This is a genomic window from Novosphingobium sp. NPDC080210, assembly GCF_050281025.1.
In the GTDB taxonomy this organism is placed as follows: Bacteria; Pseudomonadota; Alphaproteobacteria; order Sphingomonadales; family Sphingomonadaceae; genus Novosphingobium.
In genome coordinates this window covers 860,759-880,661 of sequence record NZ_JBNNWL010000001.1, presented here as the reverse complement: position 1 = coordinate 880,661, position 19,903 = coordinate 860,759, and the positions used below count along the sequence as shown (strand labels likewise).

Genomic DNA, 19,903 nt, shown 5'->3' with positions numbered 1-19,903 from the left:
ATGAAACAGGGCGCGATTGCTCTGGCGACTGTGGCTCTTGCCGCCTGTTCGCCCAGCAAACTGGCCTATGGCCAGGTCAAGAGCGCCATGCTGGATGCCGGGCTGTCCGAACCCAATGCCGCCTGCATGGCGACCCGCATGACCGACCGGCTCAGCCTGGGGCAGCTGAACAAGCTGAAGCAGCTGAAGGGTGAGAAGCAGAGCCTGTCGGACTATGTCTCTGCTGTGCGCCGGGTCGGCGATGCCGAGGCGCTGTCGGTGACCGCCAGCAGCGCCGCGCTTTGCACCAGCGGACTTGCCCGGGAAAAGTGAAACGCGTCCAGCCGCGCTCTTCCACGGTTGGATGCCCCCCGGACGCTAGACCTGCCAGAACTCCTCGCTTAAGGCGCTCGCAACAGGGGTTTCCAACCCGGGGAGTTCAAGTTTGCGAAAAATCGGCCTGATCGGCGGCATGAGCTGGCTGTCGACGCGTACCTATTACGAACAGATCAACAGGCAGGTCCAGGCGCGGGCCGGTCAGCGCGCCAGTGCGCCGATGCTGATCGACAGCCTGGACTTTTCCAGCCTGGCCCGCCTTTCCACCCGTGAAGAGTGGGATCACGCCGCGGAAGTCCTGTGTGCCTCGGCCCGTCAGCTTGAGGCGGGCGGCGCCACCGCGATCCTGATCGGCGCGAATTCGATGCACAAGGTCTATGACCGCGTGGCCGCAGCCGTATCGGTCCCGGTGATTCACATTGCCGAATGCGTCGCGGCGAAAATGGCCGAACGCGGCGTGGCCAAGGCGGCGCTGATCGGCACGCGCAACGTGATGCTGGAAAGCTTCTACCGGCAAAAGCTGATCGCGCGGGACATCGAACTGCTGCCCCCGGAAATGGCCTTTGTCGACACGCTGGACCGGATCATTTACGACGAGTTGCTGATCGGCAAGGTAACCCGGCAGGCAGAGCGCGAATTGAAGACGATCCTGACCAACTTGCAGCAGGACGGAGCCCAGGCGGTCGTGCTGGGCTGCACCGAACTGGAAATGATCGTAGCGGTGGACGCGAATGTCTTGCCGATCTTCGACTGCACCAAGATCCATGCCCAGGCGGCGGTCGACTGGATCCTGGGCGAGGGGTGAGGGCCGCTTTCGCCTGTGACCCGGCGCAGAGCCGCGGGCGGGAATTCCCGATCGAGCAATCGCTCGCCCGCGGTCCGCGCAGCGCGTTCCAGCGCGACCGGGACCGGGTGGTCCATTCCATTGCCTTTCGCCGCCTGCGCCACAAGACGCAGGTCTTCGTCGCGCCCGACGGGGACCACTACCGCGTCCGCCTGACGCACAGCCTGGAAGTGGCGCAGATCGGGCGCGTGATCGCCCGGGCGCTGGGGCTGGACGAGGACCTGACCGAGGCGCTGTGCCTGGCCCATGACATTGGCCATCCGCCCTTCGGCCATGCCGGAGAGGAAGCGCTGGACCACGCGCTTGAGCGGTTCGGCGGGTTCGACCACAACGCTCACTGCCTGCGCGTCCTGATGCGGCTGGAAAGCCCCTATTGCGAGCATGAGGGGCTGAACCTGACCTGGGAAATGCTGGAAGGGCTGGCCAAGCACAATGGCCCGGTCGGCGTGGTCCCCTGGGCCCTGGCCGAGCTGGATGCGGCCTATCCGCTGGAACTGACCCAGTGGGGATCGCTGGAATCGCAGGTTGCTGCGCTGGCCGATGATATCGCCTATGACAACCACGACATCGACGATGGCCTGCGCGCCGGGTTCCTTGAACTGGATGAATTGCTGACCCTGGACTTCGTGGCCGACCAATGGCGCGCGATTGAACGCAAGTTCCCCGGAGCCCCGCAGGAACGCCGATTGCGCGAACTGGTGCGCAGCCAGATCGGCCTGATGGTCAATGACCTGATCGGCGAAACGGCGGTGCGGGCAAAAGGCATGGCCAGCGCGGCGGAAGTGCGCGCGGCAGGGCAGGCCACCGCCGCCTTCAGCACGGGCATGGCGGAGAACGAGCGGCGCCTGAAAGCCTTCATGTACGCCAGGCTCTATCACCATCCGCAGCAGCTCCACACGGCGGAGCGGGCGCGGGCGGTGACGGCGGAGCTTTACGCGGCCTATGCCCAGGATCCGGCGCTGATGGATGCCGGGTGGCAGGCCAGCTTGCCGACGGAAGAACCGCAGCGCAGCCGCCATATTGCCGATTTCATCGCCGGGATGACCGATCGCTATGCGATTGCCGCCCATGCAAAAATCTACGGTCGCACGCCAGAGGGGCTGCGCAATGTCTAGAAGGCCAGATCAACAAACCGCCGCTCAGCCTGAGCTTGTCGAAGGCGGCCATCGCGCTCAATCATTCTTCGACAGGCTCAGCATGAGCGGGTGCGGGAGGCGGCATTGAGCAAGCCGATCCGTATCGCGCTGGTCGGAGCCACCGGAATGATCGGCATGACGCTGATCCGCATGGCCGTGCAGCGCCCGGACATTCGCGTCATTGCCGTGTCGCGGCGCGAGATTGCCTTGCCCCCCGGCGCGCGGATGGAAGTGCTGGTCGCCGATCCCGAACATTGGGACGACGCGATTGCCGCTGCCAATGCCGACGTGCTGGTCTGCGCGCTCGGCACCACCTGGAAAAAGGCGGGCAAGGACGAAGCGGCGTTCCGGGCGGTCGATCAGGAACTGGTGCTGGACTGCGCCCGCGCGGCCAAGGCGGCGGGCATTCGCCAGATGATCTCCATTTCCTCGGTCGGGGCCGATCCCATGGCCAAGAACCTTTACCTGAAGGTCAAGGGCGAGACGGAGCAGGCGCTGGGCAAGGTCGGGCTGCAACGGCTCGACGTGATCCGTCCCGGCCTGCTGCGCGGCCCGCGCGAGGAGCTGCGTCCGGCGGAAAAGCTGGGAATGATCGCCAGCCCGCTGATCGACCTGTTCCTGAATGGAGAGCTGCGCCGCTATCGCTCGGTCCATGCTGAAACCATTGTCGAGGCGATCATCGGCCTGAGCCGCGAGAAGATGGCGGGGCGCTTTGTGTTCGAGCATGATGGCATCCTGCGCGCCGCGCGGCGGGGACAGTTCCACCCACAGCCGTTGACTCAGGACTGAAGGCAAGCCATTCGCGCAGTGTCGCTGACCGCGCGGGAGAGTTCTGGTGATTCGTCACCAGGCGCCGAAGGAGCAACCGCCCCGGAATCTCTCAGGCAAAAGGACCGCGTGGGTCGATAGCGATGCTCTGGAAAGTGGTGCGGCCCATGGCACGCACCCGCCGAAGGGGTAACCTCGCGCTGCGGGGGAAAGCTCTCAGGTTTCCGTGACAGAGGGGGCGCCGATTGGCGTCATACCTGTGCAGGAACCGAATTAGTGAGCGACACTTACAATCCCGATGAAGTTGAAGCCCTCGAACCCGAGGTGCTGACCCTGCCGCTTGACGCCTGGCACCGCGAACGCGGCGGCCGCATGGTCGAATTCGCCGGTTACTGGATGCCGGTCCAATACGAAGGCATTCTGGCTGAACACCTGTGGACGCGTGACAGCGCCGGGCTGTTCGATGTCAGCCACATGGGCCAGCTGCACCTGTCCGGCGTGGGCGTCGAGGCTGCGCTGGAAGCGGTCCTGCCGATCGACCTTCGCACGCTGAAGCCGCACGGTCCGCGCTATTCGATGCTGCTGGATGAAGAGGGCGGCATTCTGGACGACCTGATGGTGACGCGCTGGGATGACGGGTTCTACCTGGTGGTCAACGGCGCGACCAAGTGGGACGACATCGCCCACCTGCGCGAACACCTGCCCGATGAAGTCACCCTGTCGCACATGGACGAAAGCGCATTGCTGGCACTGCAAGGCCCCAAGGCGGCAGAGGCGCTGGAGCGGCTCGCTCCCGGCGTTTCGGCGCTGACCTTCATGAAGGGCGGACAGTTCAAGCTGGCCGGGGTGGACGCCTGGATCAGCCGGTCGGGCTATACCGGCGAGGATGGGTTCGAGATTTCGATCCCTGCCGAAGCCGCGCAGCAGGTGGCGGACCTGATCTGCCAGCAGCCGGAAGTGAAGCCGATTGGCCTGGGTGCCCGCGATTCCCTGCGACTGGAAGCGGGCCTGCCGCTTTATGGCCACGACCTTTCGCCCGAGCACAGCCCGATCGATGCCGACCTGCTGTTTGCCGTGAACAAGCGCCGCCGCAGCGAAGGCGGGTTCATCGGCGCGGAGCGCGTGCTGCGCGACCTGGCCGAAGGAACGGCGCAGGTGCGCGTCGGTCTAAGCCTCGATGGCCGCCAGGCCGCGCGCGAAGGTGCCGAGGTCTATGCGGGCGGCGAAAAGGTCGGCGTGCTGACTTCCGGCGGTTTCTCGCCCTCGCTGCAACGCCCGATTGCCATGGCCTATGTCGACCGCGCCCAGGCTGCGGTCGGCACCGCGCTGGAAATCGACGTGCGCGGCAAGCGCCTGCCTGCCACCGTTACTGCCATGCCCTTTGTCCCCCATCGCTATCACCGCTGAGGAGTTAACCCATGCCCCGCTATTTCACCCAGGATCACGAGTGGATCGAAGTTGACGGCGATGCCGGAACCGTTGGCATTACCGACTATGCCCAGGGCCAGCTTGGCGACATCACCTTTGTCGAACTGCCCGAAGCGGGCGCCGCGCTGAAGAAGGGCGATGCCCCTTGCGTGGTCGACAGCGTCAAGGCCGCCAGCGACGTCTACGCGCCGGTCAGCGGCACCGTGACCGAAAGCAACGGCGCGCTGGAAGGCGAACCGGAACTGGTCAACACCGATCCCGAAAACGGCGGCTGGCTGTTCCGCCTGACCCTGTCCGACCCGTCGGAACTGGAAGGGCTGATGGATAAGGCCGCCTACGACGCATACGTCGCGGGCCTCTAGGAACTGCTGCAATGCGATACCTTCCCCTGACCCCCGCAGACCGCGCCGAAATGCTCGGCGTGATCGGTGCCGCCAGCGTCGATGACCTGTTCGTCGATGTCCCGGCAGAGGCGCGCCTGGCCGGAACCGTTCCGGGATTGCCCAATCATGCCAGCGAAATGGCCGTGGAACGGCACATGGCCAGCCTGGCCGCGAAGAACATCAGCGCCGGATCGGCTCCGTTCTTCCTGGGGGCAGGGGCCTATCGCCACCACGTTCCCGCCAGCGTCGATCACCTGATCCAGCGCGGCGAGTTCCTGACCGCCTATACCCCCTACCAGCCGGAAATCGCGCAAGGCACGCTGCAAGTGCTGTTCGAATTCCAGACCCAGGTGGCGCGGCTGTTCGGCGTCGAAGTAGCCAATGCCTCGATGTACGATGGCTCCACGGCAGCGTGGGAAGCCGTCGCCATGGCCGGACGCGTGACCAAGCGGAAGAAGGCGGTGCTCTGCTCCGGCCTGCACCCGCACTATGTCTCCACAATCCGTACCATGGCGAAGTTCACCGGCGACGTGATCGAATGGGCCGCTCCCCGGCTTGAGGCGGAGCCCGATACGGCTGGCCTCATTGCCGCCATCGACGGCGAAACCAGCTGCGTGTTGGTGCAGTACCCCGATATCCTGGGCCGCGTGACCGACCTGGCCGCCATTGCCGAGGCCGCCCATGCCGTTGGCGCGCTGCTGGTCGCCGTGGTGACCGAGCCGGTTGCGCTGGGCCTGCTGGAAGCCCCGGGCAACCTGGGCGCGGACATCGTCGTGGGCGAAGGGCAATCGCTGGGCGTCGGCCTGCAATTCGGCGGTCCGTACCTCGGCCTGTTCGGCTGCCGCGACAAGTTCGTGCGGCAGATGCCGGGCCGCCTCTGCGGCGAAACCGTGGATGCAGAAGGACGGCGCGGCTTCGTGCTGACGCTTTCCACCCGCGAGCAGCATATCCGCCGCGAAAAGGCGACCAGCAACATCTGCACCAATGCCGGGCTCTGCGCCCTGGCCTTCAGCGTGCACATGACTCTGCTGGGCGGGGAAGGGCTGGCCAAGCTGGCCCGCGTCAACCACGCTCGTGCGCGGCAGACGGCGGAGCGGCTGGCCAAGGTTCCGGACGTCACCGTGCTTAACGGAGCCTATTTCAACGAATTCACCGTGATCCTGCCCAAGGACGCGCGCGACGCCGTGCGGGCCATGGCCGATCGCAAGGTGCTGGGCGGCGTCTCGCTGGGCCGGCTCTATCCCGATGCGCCGGAACTCGCCCGCGGCCTGCTGGTCACCGCCAGCGAACTGACCACGGATGAGGATATCGAAGCGCTGGCCACGGCGCTGGAAGGAGTGCTGGCATGAACGCCCCCAACGCATCCGGCTGGCGCCCCGAAATGGGCAGCGCAGAAGCCTCCGCCCCGGCAACCGCCAGCGGCGACCGCGCGCTGATGCTGGAAGAGCCGCTGATCTTCGAACTCGGCCGTCCTGGCACCTGCGGCGTCGATATCGACGTACCCGCGCTGGAACCGCTGCCCGCACTGGGCAAGTTCCTGCGCAAGCAGGCGCCTGCGCTGCCGGGTCTGTCGGAACCGGAAACGGTGCGGCATTACACCCGTCTCAGCCGCCAGAACTATGCGATTGACCTGGGGCCATTCCCGCTCGGTTCGTGCACGATGAAGCACAACCCGCGCCTTAACGAAAAGGTCGCGCGCCTGCCCGGCTTTGCCGACGTTCACCCGCTGGCCCCGCAGCAGACGGTGGAAGGCGCTCTGGAAGTGATCGGCCAGCTGTCGCATTGGCTGATCGAGCTGACCGGGATGCACGGTGTCGCGATGAGCCCCAAGGCCGGTGCCCACGGCGAACTGTGCGGCGTACTCTGCATCAAGGCGGCGCTTGAAGCCCGCGGAGAGGACCGCAAGGTCATGCTCGTGCCCGAAAGCGCTCATGGCACTAATCCCGCCACGGCTGCCTTTGCTGGCTTCAGTATCGAGAATATTCCGGCCACGCCTGATGGCCGCGTCGACCTGGCCGCGCTGGAGGCTCGGCTGGGGCCGGACGTTGCGGGGGTGATGATCACCAACCCCAACACCTGCGGCCTGTTCGAACGCGACATGAAGAAGATTGCCGATGCGGTCCATGCGGCGGGCGGCTATGTCTATTGCGACGGGGCGAATTTCAACGCCATCGTCGGCAAGGTCCGCCCCGGCGACCTCGGCATCGATGCGATGCACATCAACCTGCACAAGACCTTCTCCACGCCCCACGGCGGCGGCGGACCGGGTTCCGGCCCGGTGGTCCTGTCCGAAGCGCTCAGCCCGTTTGGGCCGCTGCCCTTCGTCACCCGCACGGCGGATGGATCGGTCCGCCTTGTCGAGGAAGAGAACGCCGGGGAAGAACACCCGCAGGCCTTCGGCCGCATGGCCGCGTTCCACGGCCAGATGGGCATGTTCACCCGCGCGCTGACCTATATCCTCAGCCATGGGGCCGACGGGCTGAAGCAGGTTGCCGAAGATGCGGTGCTGAACGCGAACTATGTCCTGCGCAGCCTGGACAGCGAACTCGATGCCCCCTTCGGCCATGCGGGACCCTGCATGCACGAAGCCCTGTTCAGCGATGCCGGCATGGCCGAGGGCTTCTCCACCCTCGATATTGCCAAGGGGCTGATCGACGAAGGGTTCCACCCGATGACGGTCTATTTCCCGCTGGTCGTTCACGGCGCCATGCTGGTCGAGCCGACCGAGACGGAAAGCAAGGCCGGGCTGGACCGCTTCATCAATTCGCTGCGCAGTCTGGCCCAGCGGGCCAAGGCTGGCGACGAAAGCCTGAAGAGCGCGCCGCACTTCGCACCGCGCCGCCGTCTCGACGAAACCCAGGCCGCGCGCAAGCCGGTCCTGGCGTGGAAGGGCGACGCGGCCTGACCGCCTGACCTGACGCAAGGGATTCCCCTGCCGGCGAACTTGGACTAAGTCGCTGGCAGGGGAGATTTCGCCATGTGGGAAGGTTTGTTCGGTTTCACCAATGGTCTGGCGGTGATTGGCTGGCTGATGCTGGCGTTCCTGCCGCGCAAGCCGCTGACGCACAGCGCCATCCTGTTCCTGGTCGTCGGGCTGCTCTGCCTGGTCTACGCGGTAAGCTTCGCCCTGTTCCTCTCAGGCAGCGTGGACATTGGCCAGCAAGCGGGTGGTGGCACCCCCGGTTTCGGTTCGATCGAACAGGTCCGCGCGCTGTTCCTGTCCGATGGCGGGGTGGTGATCGGCTGGACGCACTACCTGGCGTTCGATCTGTTCACGGGTCTGTGGATCGCGCGCGATGCCGACGCAAAGGACTTTTCACGGATTGCCCAGCTGCCGTTCCTGGCCGCCACGTTCATGGCAGGCCCGGTCGGCTTGCTCAGCTGGCTGGTAGTACGCGAGCGGAGCGCGCGGAAAACCGGGCGGGGTTGATCGGGCCAGGGACGGGCGACTTATTTCGTCGCCCGGTCACCCGCTTCGCCCACGGATTCAATGTCGCGGCCCAGACCCTTTACGGTGTTGCAGGCCGATGCGGTGAAGACCAGAGTGGCCGTCGCGCATGCAAGCAGGAGTTTGCGAACCAAAGGACTCTCCATCGTTTGCTCAAAGGTACGTTGTAACGTGAAAACACTTATTACAACGGCTCTGTTCCCCGGTCGACTTTTATTCGGCGCTACTCGTCGCAGTCGGTGAAATGGCGCGGTTATGCACATGTTCACGCCAGGCGATGATCCCGCCAGCGGCAATGATGGCCGGCGCGCCTAGCCAGGTGGCAGTCGGCGGCAACTCGTCCCAGATCAGCCAGCCGTAGATCGTCGCCCAGACCAGCGCGGAATAGTCCATCACGATCACGCTGGCGACCTGGCCATACCGCAGCGCAGCAGTCAGCAGCAGCTGGCCGAGCAGGCCCATCAGCCCGCATGAAATCAGCAGGAACCACTGCCAGGGCGTATGCGCCGAGGCGTAGAAGGGCAGGGCCGCAGCCAGAATCGGCGCGGACAGGGCGGAAAACCAGAACACGATCGACAGCGATTCCTCGGTCCGGCTGAGATCACGCACCTGGATCGAGATCAGCGCGACCATGAACCCCGCACCGATGCCCACGAATGCGCCAAACAGCGGAATGGCCGCATGGCCGGGCTGGGCAATGATCAGGACCCCGGTGAAGCCCAGCACGACGGCCAGCCAGCGGACCGGCCCGATTTTTTCCCGCAGCAGCAGGGCTGACAGGATCACGGCGAAAATTGGCGTGGTAAAGCCAAAGGTCGTCGCCACGGCCAGCGGCAGCAGGATCGGCGCGCCGAAGGTGAAGAACATGCCGCTCAGCCCCAGCATGGCCCGCCGCGCATGGGTCGGCAGGCGCTGGGTGCGCAGCCGGGCCGTCTCTCCGCGCAGGGCTAGCCACGCGAAGATCAGCACGCCCGAGGGAACCTGCCGCCAGAACAGGATCTCGGGCAGGGCGACCCCGCTTTCCGAAGTCAGCTTCACCAGCATGATCAGCGAGGATAGAGCCAGGGTCGCCAGCAGCCGCAGGCCAAGCGCGTAAAGGGGCTTCTGGACAGGTTCCACCATTCCGCTCTAACGCCGCGGCATGGACTGGCAAGCGACCATCTCTGACTGGCTGGATAATCCTGCGGTTCGCTCAGGCCTGGTGGCTTTCGCCCTGGTCTGCCTGGCCTTCGTCGCCTGGCGCGGAGACAGACGCCGCATGACGCGCAGCGATGCCGACGCCGTGGGCTGGATGCCCTGGCGCGACATCGCCTTCTGGTCGGCTTTCATCGCCTTCCTGGTCGCGGTGTTCGGGCCTTACTTCCTCTAGCGTCATCCCGGCCTGCGCCGGGGTGACCGACAAATCTTACAAACAGGCCTCCAGATAGGCCTGGTCAAACCCGAACTGGCGCGCCTTTTCCAGCGTATAGGGACGCAGGCCGGAAGCGCGGAATTCGCCGATGATTTTCCCGTCCTCGCTCTCGTCGAGATACTCGAACTTGAACAGCGACTGGGTGACGATCACGTCGCCTTCCATCCCGATGACTTCGGTGATTTCCGTCGTGCGGCGCGAACCGTCGCGCAGGCGCTTCACCTGCACGATCAGGTCGACCGATTCGGCGATCTGGCGCGAAATGGCTTCCTTTGGGATCTTGATGTCGCCCATCAGGATCATGTTTTCCATACGGCCCAGGCACTCGCGCGGGCTGTTGGCGTGAAGCGTACACATCGAACCATCGTGGCCGGTGTTCATCGCGGCGAGCAGGTCGAAACACTCCGCGCCGCGAATTTCGCCCAGGATGATCCGGTCCGGACGCATACGCAGGGCGTTCTTGACGAGGTCGCCGATCGTGATGGCGCCTTGCCCTTCCAGGTTCGGCGGGCGGGTTTCCAGCGGCAGCCAGTGCGGCTGTTGCAGGCGCAATTCCGCCGCGTCTTCGATGGTCAGCACGCGCTCGCCCGGGTCGATCATCTTCGACAGGGCGTTGAGCATGGTGGTCTTGCCCGAACCCGTACCGCCCGAAATGACGATGTTCATCCGGCAGGCCCCGGCGATCTTCAGCGCGGTGGCCATCTTCTCGCTCATCGAACCGAAGTCCTTGAGCATGTCGATGGTGATCGGCTTTTCGGAAAACTTACGGATCGAGATGGCCGTGCCGCGAAGCGACAGCGGCGGGACGATCACGTTGACGCGGCTGCCGTCCTTCAGGCGGGCGTCGGCCAGCGGCGTGGTCTGGTCGACGCGGCGGCCGACCTGGTTGACGATGCGCTGGGCGATCTGGAACAGGTGCGCTTCATCGCGGAACCGGATCGGCGCGATTTGCAGCTTGCCCTTCTTTTCGATGTAGGTCTGGTCCGGGCCGTTGACCATGATGTCCGACACGTCCGGATCGTTGAGCAATTCTTCCAGCGGACCAAAGCCCAGCAGTTCGTCGATCAGCACCTTTTCCAGCGCGAACTGTTCGCGCCGGTTCAGCGTGACTTTCAATTCCGCCAGCACTTCCATGATGATCGGGCGGAATTCCTCGGACAGTTCATCCTTGGTCAGGGTAGCGGCCGCTTCGGGATCGACCCGTTCCAGCAGGCGCGGCAGCACCTGTTCCTTGATCTTGTGGACCGAGGCTTCGAAGCCCTCGGCCTGGTAATTCCCCTCGGCCACGCCGTTCACGCGCTCTTGCAGGCGCGACATCGCGTCGCTTTGCTTGTTCGGCTGGGTTTCGCCCGCCGGGGCCGAGCCCATTTCATCATTGGGGAGGGGCGGAAACTGTTCGCCGCCCTGTGGTCGCGGAGCCTCAAAGCCCTTCATCGGGCGCGCAACGCCGAATTGGGGGCGGGCCCCTGCGGCCATACCGCCCGGACCATTGCGTCGGCCAAATGCGCTCATTGTGGTTAAATCCCCCGGAAAACTGCGATTCACCTGCCACCGGAATGGATACCCGCTGGCTTATGGAATTGGTGAATAGAACGGAAACTTTGAATATTTCCTAAAGCCGCAGGCAATTCGGTAACCCGCTGTTCCTGTCCGGTTGTTTGCAGTGGCCCAGGCCCTTTCCCCAGCGTTACCGGCAAAGCGCTGGCACAAATCCGGCAGTGACCTTAGAGCCGTCCTCAGGTCCATTTCCGACTTGCCGGGCAAGTCGCCTTTTCAGGAGTGCCGGTTTGCGCCATCCGGAACGTTCGGGTTTGCTGTTTGCTCTGGCCGGTTTCTCGCTGTTGTCGCTGGGCGATGCGGTGGTGAAGTCGATGACCGGCGAATGGTCGCCGACCGCCATTTCCGCTTTGCGCTATGTGCTGGGCGCTGTCGGGCTGACAACGCTGCTGGTCGCGCGGCAGGGGCGCAGCGCCTTTGCGATGCCGCTGCCAAAGGTGCAGGCAGTGCGCGGGCTGGCGGTGGCCATGGCGACCGTCGGGTTCTTTTCCGCCGTCTTCGTCATGCCTCTGGCTGCTGCCACGTCGCTGACCTTTACCAGTCCGATGATCACCGCGCTGCTCGCCGCAGTGGTTCTGGGCGAGCCGGCGCGGCGGGAGACGTGGATTGCATCGCTGGCCGCCTTTGCCGGAGTACTGATCGTGCTGCGGCCCAATTTCCTCGCCGTCGGCTGGGCCGCTTTGCTCCCGCTGCTCTCGGCCCTGGGGATGAGCGTGCTGATGATCGCCAACCGCTATGTCGCGGGCAAGGCCTCGCCGCTGGCGATGCAGGCCTTCATCGCCACCATGGCTGCGCCGGTCCTGGTCCTGGTGGCCCTTGCCTTTCACTTTGCCGGGCCGGAGCGGTTCCACCTGACCTGGCCGGACTGGACGGTCCTGCTGCGCTGCGCCTTCGTCGCGGTTTCGGCCAGCTCTGCTCACTGGTTCATTTACCTTGGCACGACCCGCGCCGGGGCGGCCAGCGTTGCCCCGATGACCTATGTCCAGCTTATCATGGCCAGCCTGCTGGGCTGGCTGTTCTTTGACAGTCACCCGGATGCGATGACCCTGCTGGGCGCGGCGATCATCGTCGGGGCTGGACTCTACCTGTGGCGGGCAGGGCAAGTCCGCCAGATGCCAGAGCCGGAGTGATCGCGGTGCTGGAGCCAGCTTTAAATCCCGGGTTCATTCCGCCCCATCCAAGAGGTTTGCCATGAAAAGCATCCTGGCCGCCGCCGCTCTGCTGGTTTCCGCTCCGCTTGCCGCGCAGACCCTGTCGAAGCCCGCGCTGCCCGAATGGATGGCCGGGACCTGGATGATGGAGGACGGGGCCAATTGGTCGGACGAGGTCTGGACCGATCCGCGCGGTGGGATCATGCTGGGCCTCTCGCGCACGGGATTTGGCCCGCAATTGCAGGATTGGCAGGCAGCGCAAATCCGCTTCAAGCCGGATGGCCGCATCAGCTTGTTCATCCAGCCGCAGGGGCGCAGCGCGATTGAATTCCCGCTGGTCCTGATCAGCGAGGAAGCGATCGAATTTGCCAATCCGGCGCAGAACTATCCGCAGCGCATCCGGTACTGGCGCCAGGGCAAGCTGCTGATGGCCGAAGCATCGCGCATTGACGGCAGCGACGTTACGCGGTGGAACTATCGCCCGGTCCTGCCCCCGCGCGACGAAGGAGAGTGACGAGATGCGTAGCCGCGATTTCACCCAGGTCGATGTGTTCACCGCCGTGCCCTACAAGGGCAACCCCGTCGCGGTCGTGCTGGACGGGGAAGGGCTGTCCGACGCGGAAATGCAGGCCTTTGCCAACTGGACCAACCTGTCCGAAACGACCTTCGTCCTGCCCGCGACCGAGGCCGGGGCGGATTACCGCGTCCGGATCTTCACGCCCAAGGTGGAGCTGCCCTTTGCCGGCCATCCGACACTGGGCACCGCTCATGCCGTGATGCAGGCCGGACTGGCCAGCCCGACCGGGGGCAAGCTGGTGCAGCAATGCGCGGTCGGCCTGGTCGATCTGACGGTGAACGACAGCGGCTTGTCTTTCCGCCTGCCACGCTATGCCCTGTCGGAACTGGACGACCCCGAAGCCACCGCATGGATCGGCGCGCCGGTGAAGGGCAAGGCCCAGGCGGTCGATGTCGGTCCGGTCTGGCTCGTCGCCGAACTGGAAAGCATCGCCGATCTGGAAAGCCTCAACCACGATGCCGCGCGCCTGTCAGCCTATTACGGACCCAAGGGTTGGACCGGGGCAACGATCTACGCTGCCGAGGGGGAGCGCGTGGTCGTGCGCAGCTTCGCGCCGGGTGACGGCATTGCCGAAGACCCGGTCTGCGGCAGCGGCAACGGCGCGGCGGCAGCGTTCCGGCTCGCGGCGGGGCAGGTCGGCCCGGGCGATAGCTATGTCGCGAGCCAGGGCCGCCAGATCGGCCGCGATGGCTATATTACGATCCGGTTCGAAGGGCAGGACATCCACGTCGGCGGGCAATGCGTGACCTGCATATCCGGCAGCGTGACGCTGTGATTGCGACCCGCCTGACCGAGCGGCTGGATCTGGACCTGCCGCTGATGCTTGCGCCGATGGCTCTGGCCGGAGGCGGCGAGCTGGCGGCGGCCTGTGCCCGGGCGGGCGCTTTCGGTCTGGTCGGCGGCGGCTATGGCGACCTCGATTGGACACGGCGCGAATGGAACGTCGCGACCGAGCGGCTGGCCAATACGGCGGCGGCGCAGCATCTGGGCTGCGGGTTCATCACGTGGAAGCTGGATCAGGATGCCTCTGCGCTGGACTGGGTGCTGGACCAGCCGTTGCAACCCAAGGCCATTTTCCTCTCGTTTGGCGACCCGCGCCCCTATGGGCAGCGGATTGCGCGAGCCGGGGCGCGGCTGATTTGCCAGATCCAGACCATGGCGCAATTGCCCCAAGCGGTAGAGGCCGGGGCGGAAATCATCGTCGCCCAGGGCGGCGCGGCTGGGGGGCATGGAGCGACGGCGGCAAGCGCGCGCTCGGTCATGGTCTTCGTGCCCGAAGCAGCGGACTGGCTCGCGGCCAACGCGCCCGACGTGCTGTTGCTCGGCGCGGGCGGGATTGGCGACGGGCGCGGGCTTGCGGCCCTGTTGATGCTGGGGGCAGACGGGGCGCTGATCGGTTCGCGGCTCTGGGCCAGCCGGGAAGCCCTGCCAGCGCCCGCGGCGAAGGAACAGGCTGTGGCGGCGAGCGGCGACGATACGGCGCGCAGCCCGATCTTTGACGTGCTGCGCCGCAAGGACTGGCCCGCCGAATATGACTTTCGCGCCCTGCGCAATGCGCTCCATCGCGAGTGGGAAGGGCGGGAGATTGAACTGCGCGCCGATCCTGCCGCCGCCCGCGCAGCGTTTGATGCGGCAGTGGCGGCGGGGGACTTTACGGGTGCCAACGTCACCGTTGGCGAAGTTACCGGGCTGATCCGCGACGTTCCGCCTGCTGGTGAAGTGCTGCACCGGATCGCGGCAGAGGCGGAGCAGGTTTTGGGCGGGGCTGGAGGTTTCATCCGGCGCTGAGGCGCTCGACGTGTCTCGACTTCGCTCGACACTAACGGACTTTCTTCTGCTTTACGGATGCAAAAAGGGCGACCTGCGGGCCGCCCTTTTGTTGTTCCAGTGCGGGAAAAGGCCTCAGCCTTCGACGTGTTCCGCCAGAACGGTCAGCCCGGCTTCGCCGACTTCGGCAAAACCGCCCTGGACCTGGATTTCTTCCGGCTGGGCACCAGCGGTCTTGTAAATCCGCAGGGTGCCGTCGCGGACGGTCGACATGAAAGGCGCGTGGCCTTCCAGCACGCCGAACTCGCCCTCGGTGCCGGGGACGACCACCATGTGGACGTCCTCGGACCGCACGAGCCGTGCCGGCGTGACGAGTTCGAAGTGCAATGCCATGTTCTTACGCCTCTGCGGCCATCTTCTTGGCCTTTTCGACCGCTTCGTCGATGCCGCCAACCATGTAGAAGGCCGCTTCGGGCAGGTGGTCGTATTCGCCGTCCACGACTGCCTTGAACGAACGCACGGTGTCTTCGACCTGGACGAACTTGCCCGGGATGTTGGTGAAGACTTCGGCGACGTGGAACGGCTGCGACAGGAAGCGCTGGATCTTGCGAGCGCGGGCGACGGTCAGCTTATCTTCTTCCGAAAGCTCGTCCATGCCCAGGATCGCGATGATGTCCTGCAGCGACTTGTACTTCTGCAGCGTTTCCTGAACGCGGCGGGCAACGTCATAGTGCTCCTGGCCGACAACGGCCGGGGTCAGAACGCGGCTGGTCGAGTCGAGCGGGTCAACCGCTGGGTAGATGCCGAGTTCCGAGATCGCGCGCGACAGGGTGGTCGTGGCGTCAAGGTGCGCGAACGAGGTTGCCGGAGCAGGGTCGGTAAGGTCGTCGGCCGGAACGTAGATGGCCTGGACCGAGGTGATCGAACCCTTGGTGGTCGAGGTGATGCGTTCCTGCAGCGCGCCCATGTCGGTTGCCAGGGTCGGCTGGTAACCCACGGCCGAAGGAATACGGCCGAGCAGAGCCGACACTTCCGAACCCGCCTGGGTGAAGCGGAAGATGTTGTCGACGAAGAACAGAACGTCCTGGCCTTCCTGGTCGCGGAAGTATTCGGCCATGGTCAGACCCGACAGAGCGACGCGGGCGCGTGCACCCGGGGGCTCGTTCATCTGGCCGAACACCAGGGCCACCTTCGAACCGTCCGGCGTGGCGTTGCCTTCGGCGTCCTTGGCGATAACGCCGGCGTCGAGGAATTCGTGGTAGAGGTCGTTACCTTCGCGGGTACGTTCACCGACGCCCGCGAAGACCGACACGCCGCCGTGGCCCTTGGCGATGTTGTTGATCAGTTCCTGGATGAGCACGGTCTTGCCGACGCCCGCACCGCCGAACAGACCGATCTTGCCGCCCTTTGCATAGGGGGCGAGCAGGTCGATCACCTTGATGCCGGTCACGAGGATGGCGGCTTCGGTCGACTGTTCGATGAATTCCGGCGCCTTGGCGTGGATCGGCGCGCGCATGTCGGTGTCAACCGGGCCACGCTCGTCGATCGGATCGCCGACGACGTTGAGAATGCGGCCCAGGGTGCGCGGACCGACCGGAACCGAGATCTGCGCGCCGGTGCTGACGACCGGCTGGCCACGGGTCAGACCGTCGGTCGAGTCCATGGCGATGGTGCGCACGGTGTTCTCACCCAGGTGCTGCGCAACTTCGAGCACCAGGCGGTTGCCGTTGTTGTCGGTTTCAAGCGCCGAGAGAATGGCCGGCAGTTCGCCTTCGAAGGTAACGTCGACGACGGCGCCGATGACCTGGCTGATCTTGCCGGTGGCGGTGCCGGAAACGGCAGCCTTGGGAGCAGCCTTCTTGCGGGTTTTGGGAGCGGCGGTGGCCATGGTCTTTTCCTTGCCTGCTATGCCTTAGAGCGCTTCCGCGCCGGCGATGATTTCAATCAGTTCGGTGGTGATCGCAGCCTGGCGGCTGCGGTTGTACTGGATGGTCAGCTTCTGGATCAGTTCGCCCGCGTTGCGCGTGGCGTTGTCCATGGCGGTCATCGAAGCGCCTTGTTCGGAAGCCTGGTTTTCAAGCAGGGCACCGAACAGCTGGGTACGCAGATAGCGCGGCAGCAAGGCGGCGAGGATTTCTTCCTCGTTCGGCTCGTAATCCACCGCTGCGCCGCCGCTGGCCGGAACTTCGGCAGCCTTGGGGGCGGGGACCGGAATGATCTGCTGCTGGGTCGGGATCTGGGCCAGCGCGCTCTGGAAGCGCGAGTAGAGCAGGTGAGCGACGTCGAACTTGCCGTCTTCGTACAGGGCCAGCAGTTCGTTCGCCACGGCTTCCGCTTCGGCAAAGCCCGGTTCGCGAACGCCGGTGGTGTCAAAGCTGGCCAGGATCGCCTTGGGATAGGTCCGGCGGATCACCGCGCGGCCCTTGCGGCCGACGAGGTAGAACAGCACGGTCTTGCCCTGGCTTTCCAGCTCGCGAGCAGCGGCCAGCGCGGCCTTGACGATGTTCGAATTGAACGCGCCGCACAGGCCCTTGTCGCTGTTGGCGACGACGAGCAGGTGCACCTGGTCCTTGCCGGTGCCGGCGAGCAGCTTGGGGCTGCTTTCGCTGACAGTCACCTTGCTGGCCAGCGAGCCCATCACGGCGGCCAGGCGGCTGGCATAGGGGCGCGCGGCTTCGGCAGCAGTCTGCGCCTTGCGCAGCTTTGCCGCCGCAACCATCTGCTTGGCCTTGGTGATCTTCTGGGTCGACTTGACCGAGTTGATCCGACCTTTGAGTTCCTTGAGTGAAGCCACTCTACCGGTTCCTCTGTCTCCCTCTCTCCTTCAGGGGAGAGGGTCGGGGAGAGGGGGCTGTCGCCACCTCAATGTTGCGTGTTGCGGCAGAGGGGTTCCCCTCTCCCAACCCTCTCCCCTGCAGGGGAGAGGGCTAAATTCAGGCGAACTGCTTGGCGAAAGCGTCGAGCGCGGCAACCGTCTGCTTCTTGGCTTCGTCGCCAAAGTCGCGGCTGTCACGGATCAGCTTCAGCACGTCGGCGTGCTTGTCGCGCATGAAGCTGAGCATTTCAGCTTCGTAGCGGACGACGTCCGAAGTAGCCACGGTGTCGAGGTAGCCGTTGGTGCCGGCGAAGATCGACACGGTCTGCTCTTCGAACGGCAGCGGGCTGAACTGGGCCTGCTTGAGCAGTTCCGTCAGACGCGCACCGCGGTTGAGCAGCTTCTGGGTCGAAGCGTCGAGGTCCGAACCGAACTGGGCGAAGGCCGCCATTTCGCGGTACTGCGCCAGTTCCAGCTTGATCGAGCCGGCGACCTTCTTCATCGCCTTGGTCTGGGCTGCACCACCGACGCGCGACACCGACAGACCGACGTTGATGGCCGGACGGATGCCCTGGTAGAACAGGCCGGTTTCAAGGAAGATCTGGCCGTCGGTGATCGAAATCACGTTGGTCGGAATGTAGGCCGACACGTCGCCCGCCTGGGTTTCGATGATCGGCAGCGCGGTCAGCGAACCGCCGCCCTGGCTGTCGTTCATCTTCGCAGCGCGTTCCAGCAGGCGGCTGTGGAGATAGAACACGTCACCCGGATAGGCTTCGCGGCCCGGAGGACGACGCAGCAGCAGCGACATCTGGCGGTAAGCAACGGCCTGCTTCGAAAGGTCGTCGTACACGATCACGGCGTGCATGCCGTTGTCGCGGAAGAATTCGCCCATGGTCGCGCCGGTGTAGGGAGCGAGGTACTGGAGCGGAGCCGGTTCCGAAGCGGTCGCGGCAACGACGATGGAGTATTCCATCGCGCCGTTTTCTTCGAGCTGGCGGACGATCTGCGCCACGGTCGAGCGCTTTTGACCGACGGCGACGTAGATGCAGTACAGCTTCTTCGATTCGTCGGTGCCAGCGTTGACTTCCTTCTGGTTGATGAAGGTGTCGATCGCGACGGCGGTCTTGCCGGTCTGGCGGTCACCGATGATCAGTTCGCGCTGGCCGCGGCCAACCGGAACCAGGGCGTCGATGGCCTTGAGGCCGGTCTGCACCGGTTCGTTGACCGACTGGCGCGGGATGATGCCCGGAGCCTTGACTTCGACGCGCTGGCGGGTGGCGTCCACGATCGGGCCCTTGCCGTCGATCGGGTTGCCCAGGGCGTCGACCACGCGGCCCAGCAGGCCCTTGCCCACCGGAACGTCCACGATGGTGCCGGTACGCTTGACCGTATCACCTTCGCGGATTTCGCTGTCCGAGCCGAAGATAACCACACCGACGTTGTCGGCTTCGAGGTTCAGGGCCATGCCCTTCACGCCGTTGGCGAATTCGACCATTTCACCGGCTTGGACCTGGTCCAGCCCGTGGATGCGGGCGATACCGTCACCCACCGAGAGCACGGAACCGACTTCAGAGACCTGGGCCTCGGTGCCGAAGCTGGCGATCTGGTCCTTGATGACCTTCGAGATTTCAGCGGCGCGGATATCCATTTTCAGCCTTTCATCGCGTTCGCGAGGGAATTGATACGGGTGCGGATCGAACTGTCGATCTGGGTCGAACCGATCCGGACGACGAGGCCACCGAGGATCGCGGGATCAACGGTGGCGGAAAGAGTAACGTCCTTGCCTTCACGCGCCTTCAGCTTGGCGGCAAGCGCCTTGAGCTGGGTGGCGGAAAGCGGGTGGGCGCTGGTGACTTCGGCCTTCACTTCGCCGCGCGCGGCCGAAGCGATGGAGCCAAAGGCGCGGACGATTTCGGGCAGGACGGCCAGGCGGCGGTTCTGCGACAGCACGCCCAGGAACTGGACAGTCAGCGGCGAAAGCTTGAGCAGCGCGGCAACGCCTTCCATCGCGCGGGCCGCTGCGTCGCGGCCGATCTGGGGATTGCGAATCAGCGCAGCGAGGTCAGCCGACTCGGTCAAAGCCTGACCCAGCGCGTCGAGATCCTTCTCAACAGCGGCCACCGCGTTCTTCTCGCTGGCGAGTTCAAAAAGGGCAGAGGCGTAACGCCCTTGCAAACTGGCCGAAATGCCGCCGGAATTCTCCACGCGTTTAAGTTCCTTGCATCGGGTGCATTGATGGAGCGAGTCAGTGCGCGTGCAACGCACCATCACCCCTTGGACGGGGGCGCGCATAGCCATGATTG

At 65.0% G+C, this 19,903-nt stretch carries 22 protein-coding genes and 2 riboswitches; of the genes, 14 read left to right on the top strand and 8 right to left on the bottom strand.

Annotated features, from left to right (window positions below):
• From ACQKOE_RS04220 to ACQKOE_RS04180, 9 genes are all read left to right on the top strand, one after another.
• Positions 1-312 carry a hypothetical protein gene (locus ACQKOE_RS04220; RefSeq protein ID WP_427511690.1) on the top strand — a complete coding sequence of 104 codons (312 nt, stop codon included), beginning with the start codon at positions 1-3 and terminating at the stop codon, positions 310-312.
• Positions 313-451: 139 nt separating this feature from the next.
• Positions 452-1,120: an aspartate/glutamate racemase family protein gene (locus tag ACQKOE_RS04215; protein ID WP_427511689.1), complete on the top strand. Its 669-nt coding sequence runs from the start codon at positions 452-454 to the stop codon at positions 1,118-1,120.
• Positions 1,117-2,274, top strand: a complete 1,158-nt coding sequence (locus tag ACQKOE_RS04210; RefSeq protein WP_427511688.1) for a deoxyguanosinetriphosphate triphosphohydrolase — start codon at positions 1,117-1,119, stop codon at positions 2,272-2,274. The genes ACQKOE_RS04215 and ACQKOE_RS04210 overlap by 4 nt, the downstream gene beginning before the upstream one ends.
• Before the next feature lie 105 nt (positions 2,275-2,379).
• A complete protein-coding gene (locus ACQKOE_RS04205) occupies positions 2,380-3,084 on the top strand; it encodes an NAD(P)H-binding protein (protein WP_427511687.1) in 705 nt (234 codons plus the stop codon).
• Positions 3,085-3,107: 23 nt separating this feature from the next.
• Positions 3,108-3,201, top strand: a riboswitch (glycine riboswitch).
• Positions 3,202-3,306: riboswitch (glycine riboswitch) on the top strand.
• Positions 3,307-3,339: 33 nt separating this feature from the next.
• Entirely contained in the window at positions 3,340-4,470 is a 1,131-nt protein-coding gene (gene gcvT, locus ACQKOE_RS04200; RefSeq protein WP_427511686.1) for a glycine cleavage system aminomethyltransferase GcvT, read from the top strand.
• Between the two features lie 11 nt (positions 4,471-4,481).
• Positions 4,482-4,853 (top strand): glycine cleavage system protein GcvH, encoded by a 372-nt coding sequence (gene gcvH / locus ACQKOE_RS04195; RefSeq protein ID WP_374587641.1) that lies wholly within the window; start codon positions 4,482-4,484, stop codon positions 4,851-4,853.
• Positions 4,854-4,864: 11 nt separating this feature from the next.
• On the top strand, positions 4,865-6,223 hold the full coding sequence (gene gcvPA / locus ACQKOE_RS04190; protein ID WP_427511685.1) for an aminomethyl-transferring glycine dehydrogenase subunit GcvPA: 1,359 nt from the start codon (positions 4,865-4,867) through the stop codon (positions 6,221-6,223).
• Positions 6,220-7,779 carry an aminomethyl-transferring glycine dehydrogenase subunit GcvPB gene (gene gcvPB, locus ACQKOE_RS04185; protein WP_427511684.1) on the top strand — a complete coding sequence of 520 codons (1,560 nt, stop codon included), beginning with the start codon at positions 6,220-6,222 and terminating at the stop codon, positions 7,777-7,779. The genes gcvPA and gcvPB overlap by 4 nt, the downstream gene beginning before the upstream one ends.
• Positions 7,780-7,851: 72 nt before the next feature.
• Complete coding sequence (locus ACQKOE_RS04180; RefSeq protein ID WP_427511683.1) at positions 7,852-8,304, top strand: ABA4-like family protein; 453 nt, start codon at positions 7,852-7,854, stop codon at positions 8,302-8,304.
• 20 nt (positions 8,305-8,324) lie between these two features.
• On the opposite strand, the gene ACQKOE_RS04175 is transcribed toward ACQKOE_RS04180, so the two are convergent.
• Positions 8,325-8,456, bottom strand: coding sequence for an entericidin A/B family lipoprotein (locus tag ACQKOE_RS04175; protein WP_427511682.1), 132 nt, complete (start codon positions 8,454-8,456; stop codon positions 8,325-8,327).
• Positions 8,457-8,535: 79 nt separating this feature from the next.
• Complete coding sequence (locus ACQKOE_RS04170) at positions 8,536-9,444, bottom strand: DMT family transporter (protein WP_427511681.1); 909 nt, start codon at positions 9,442-9,444, stop codon at positions 8,536-8,538.
• A 19-nt stretch (positions 9,445-9,463) separates the two neighbouring features.
• On the opposite strand from ACQKOE_RS04170, the gene ACQKOE_RS04165 reads away from it, so the two are divergent.
• On the top strand, positions 9,464-9,691 hold the full coding sequence (locus ACQKOE_RS04165; RefSeq protein WP_374587630.1) for a hypothetical protein: 228 nt from the start codon (positions 9,464-9,466) through the stop codon (positions 9,689-9,691).
• A gap of 36 nt (positions 9,692-9,727) precedes the next feature.
• Here ACQKOE_RS04165 and ACQKOE_RS04160 read toward each other — a convergent pair whose 3' ends face one another.
• The gene (locus tag ACQKOE_RS04160; RefSeq protein WP_427511680.1) at positions 9,728-11,245 is read right to left on the bottom strand and encodes a CpaF family protein; all 1,518 of its coding nucleotides are present in this window, start codon (positions 11,243-11,245) and stop codon (positions 9,728-9,730) included.
• 275 nt (positions 11,246-11,520) lie between these two features.
• Between ACQKOE_RS04160 and ACQKOE_RS04155 the strand changes: the two genes are divergently transcribed.
• The 4 genes from ACQKOE_RS04155 (at position 11,521) to ACQKOE_RS04140 (ending at position 14,806) form a co-directional block, all read left to right on the top strand.
• Complete coding sequence (locus ACQKOE_RS04155) at positions 11,521-12,420, top strand: DMT family transporter (protein ID WP_427511679.1); 900 nt, start codon at positions 11,521-11,523, stop codon at positions 12,418-12,420.
• A 61-nt stretch (positions 12,421-12,481) separates the two neighbouring features.
• A complete protein-coding gene (locus tag ACQKOE_RS04150; RefSeq protein ID WP_374587624.1) occupies positions 12,482-12,955 on the top strand; it encodes a DUF6265 family protein in 474 nt (157 codons plus the stop codon).
• Between the two features lie 4 nt (positions 12,956-12,959).
• Positions 12,960-13,793: a PhzF family phenazine biosynthesis protein gene (locus ACQKOE_RS04145; RefSeq protein ID WP_374587621.1), complete on the top strand. Its 834-nt coding sequence runs from the start codon at positions 12,960-12,962 to the stop codon at positions 13,791-13,793.
• A complete protein-coding gene (locus ACQKOE_RS04140; RefSeq protein ID WP_427511678.1) occupies positions 13,757-14,806 on the top strand; it encodes an NAD(P)H-dependent flavin oxidoreductase in 1,050 nt (349 codons plus the stop codon). The genes ACQKOE_RS04145 and ACQKOE_RS04140 overlap by 37 nt, the downstream gene beginning before the upstream one ends.
• A 114-nt stretch (positions 14,807-14,920) precedes the next feature.
• Here ACQKOE_RS04140 and ACQKOE_RS04135 read toward each other — a convergent pair whose 3' ends face one another.
• From ACQKOE_RS04135 to ACQKOE_RS04115, 5 genes are all read right to left on the bottom strand, one after another.
• Entirely contained in the window at positions 14,921-15,178 is a 258-nt protein-coding gene (locus tag ACQKOE_RS04135) for an ATP synthase F1 subunit epsilon (RefSeq protein WP_374587617.1), read from the bottom strand.
• 4 nt (positions 15,179-15,182) lie between these two features.
• Complete coding sequence (gene atpD, locus ACQKOE_RS04130) at positions 15,183-16,673, bottom strand: F0F1 ATP synthase subunit beta (RefSeq protein ID WP_427511677.1); 1,491 nt, start codon at positions 16,671-16,673, stop codon at positions 15,183-15,185.
• A 24-nt stretch (positions 16,674-16,697) separates the two neighbouring features.
• Positions 16,698-17,579 carry a F0F1 ATP synthase subunit gamma gene (locus ACQKOE_RS04125; protein WP_427511676.1) on the bottom strand — a complete coding sequence of 294 codons (882 nt, stop codon included), beginning with the start codon at positions 17,577-17,579 and terminating at the stop codon, positions 16,698-16,700.
• Positions 17,580-17,718: 139 nt separating this feature from the next.
• Complete coding sequence (gene atpA / locus ACQKOE_RS04120; protein ID WP_374587612.1) at positions 17,719-19,248, bottom strand: F0F1 ATP synthase subunit alpha; 1,530 nt, start codon at positions 19,246-19,248, stop codon at positions 17,719-17,721.
• A 2-nt stretch (positions 19,249-19,250) separates the two neighbouring features.
• Positions 19,251-19,805 carry a F0F1 ATP synthase subunit delta gene (locus ACQKOE_RS04115; protein ID WP_427511675.1) on the bottom strand — a complete coding sequence of 185 codons (555 nt, stop codon included), beginning with the start codon at positions 19,803-19,805 and terminating at the stop codon, positions 19,251-19,253.
• Positions 19,806-19,903 lie beyond the last annotated feature (98 nt).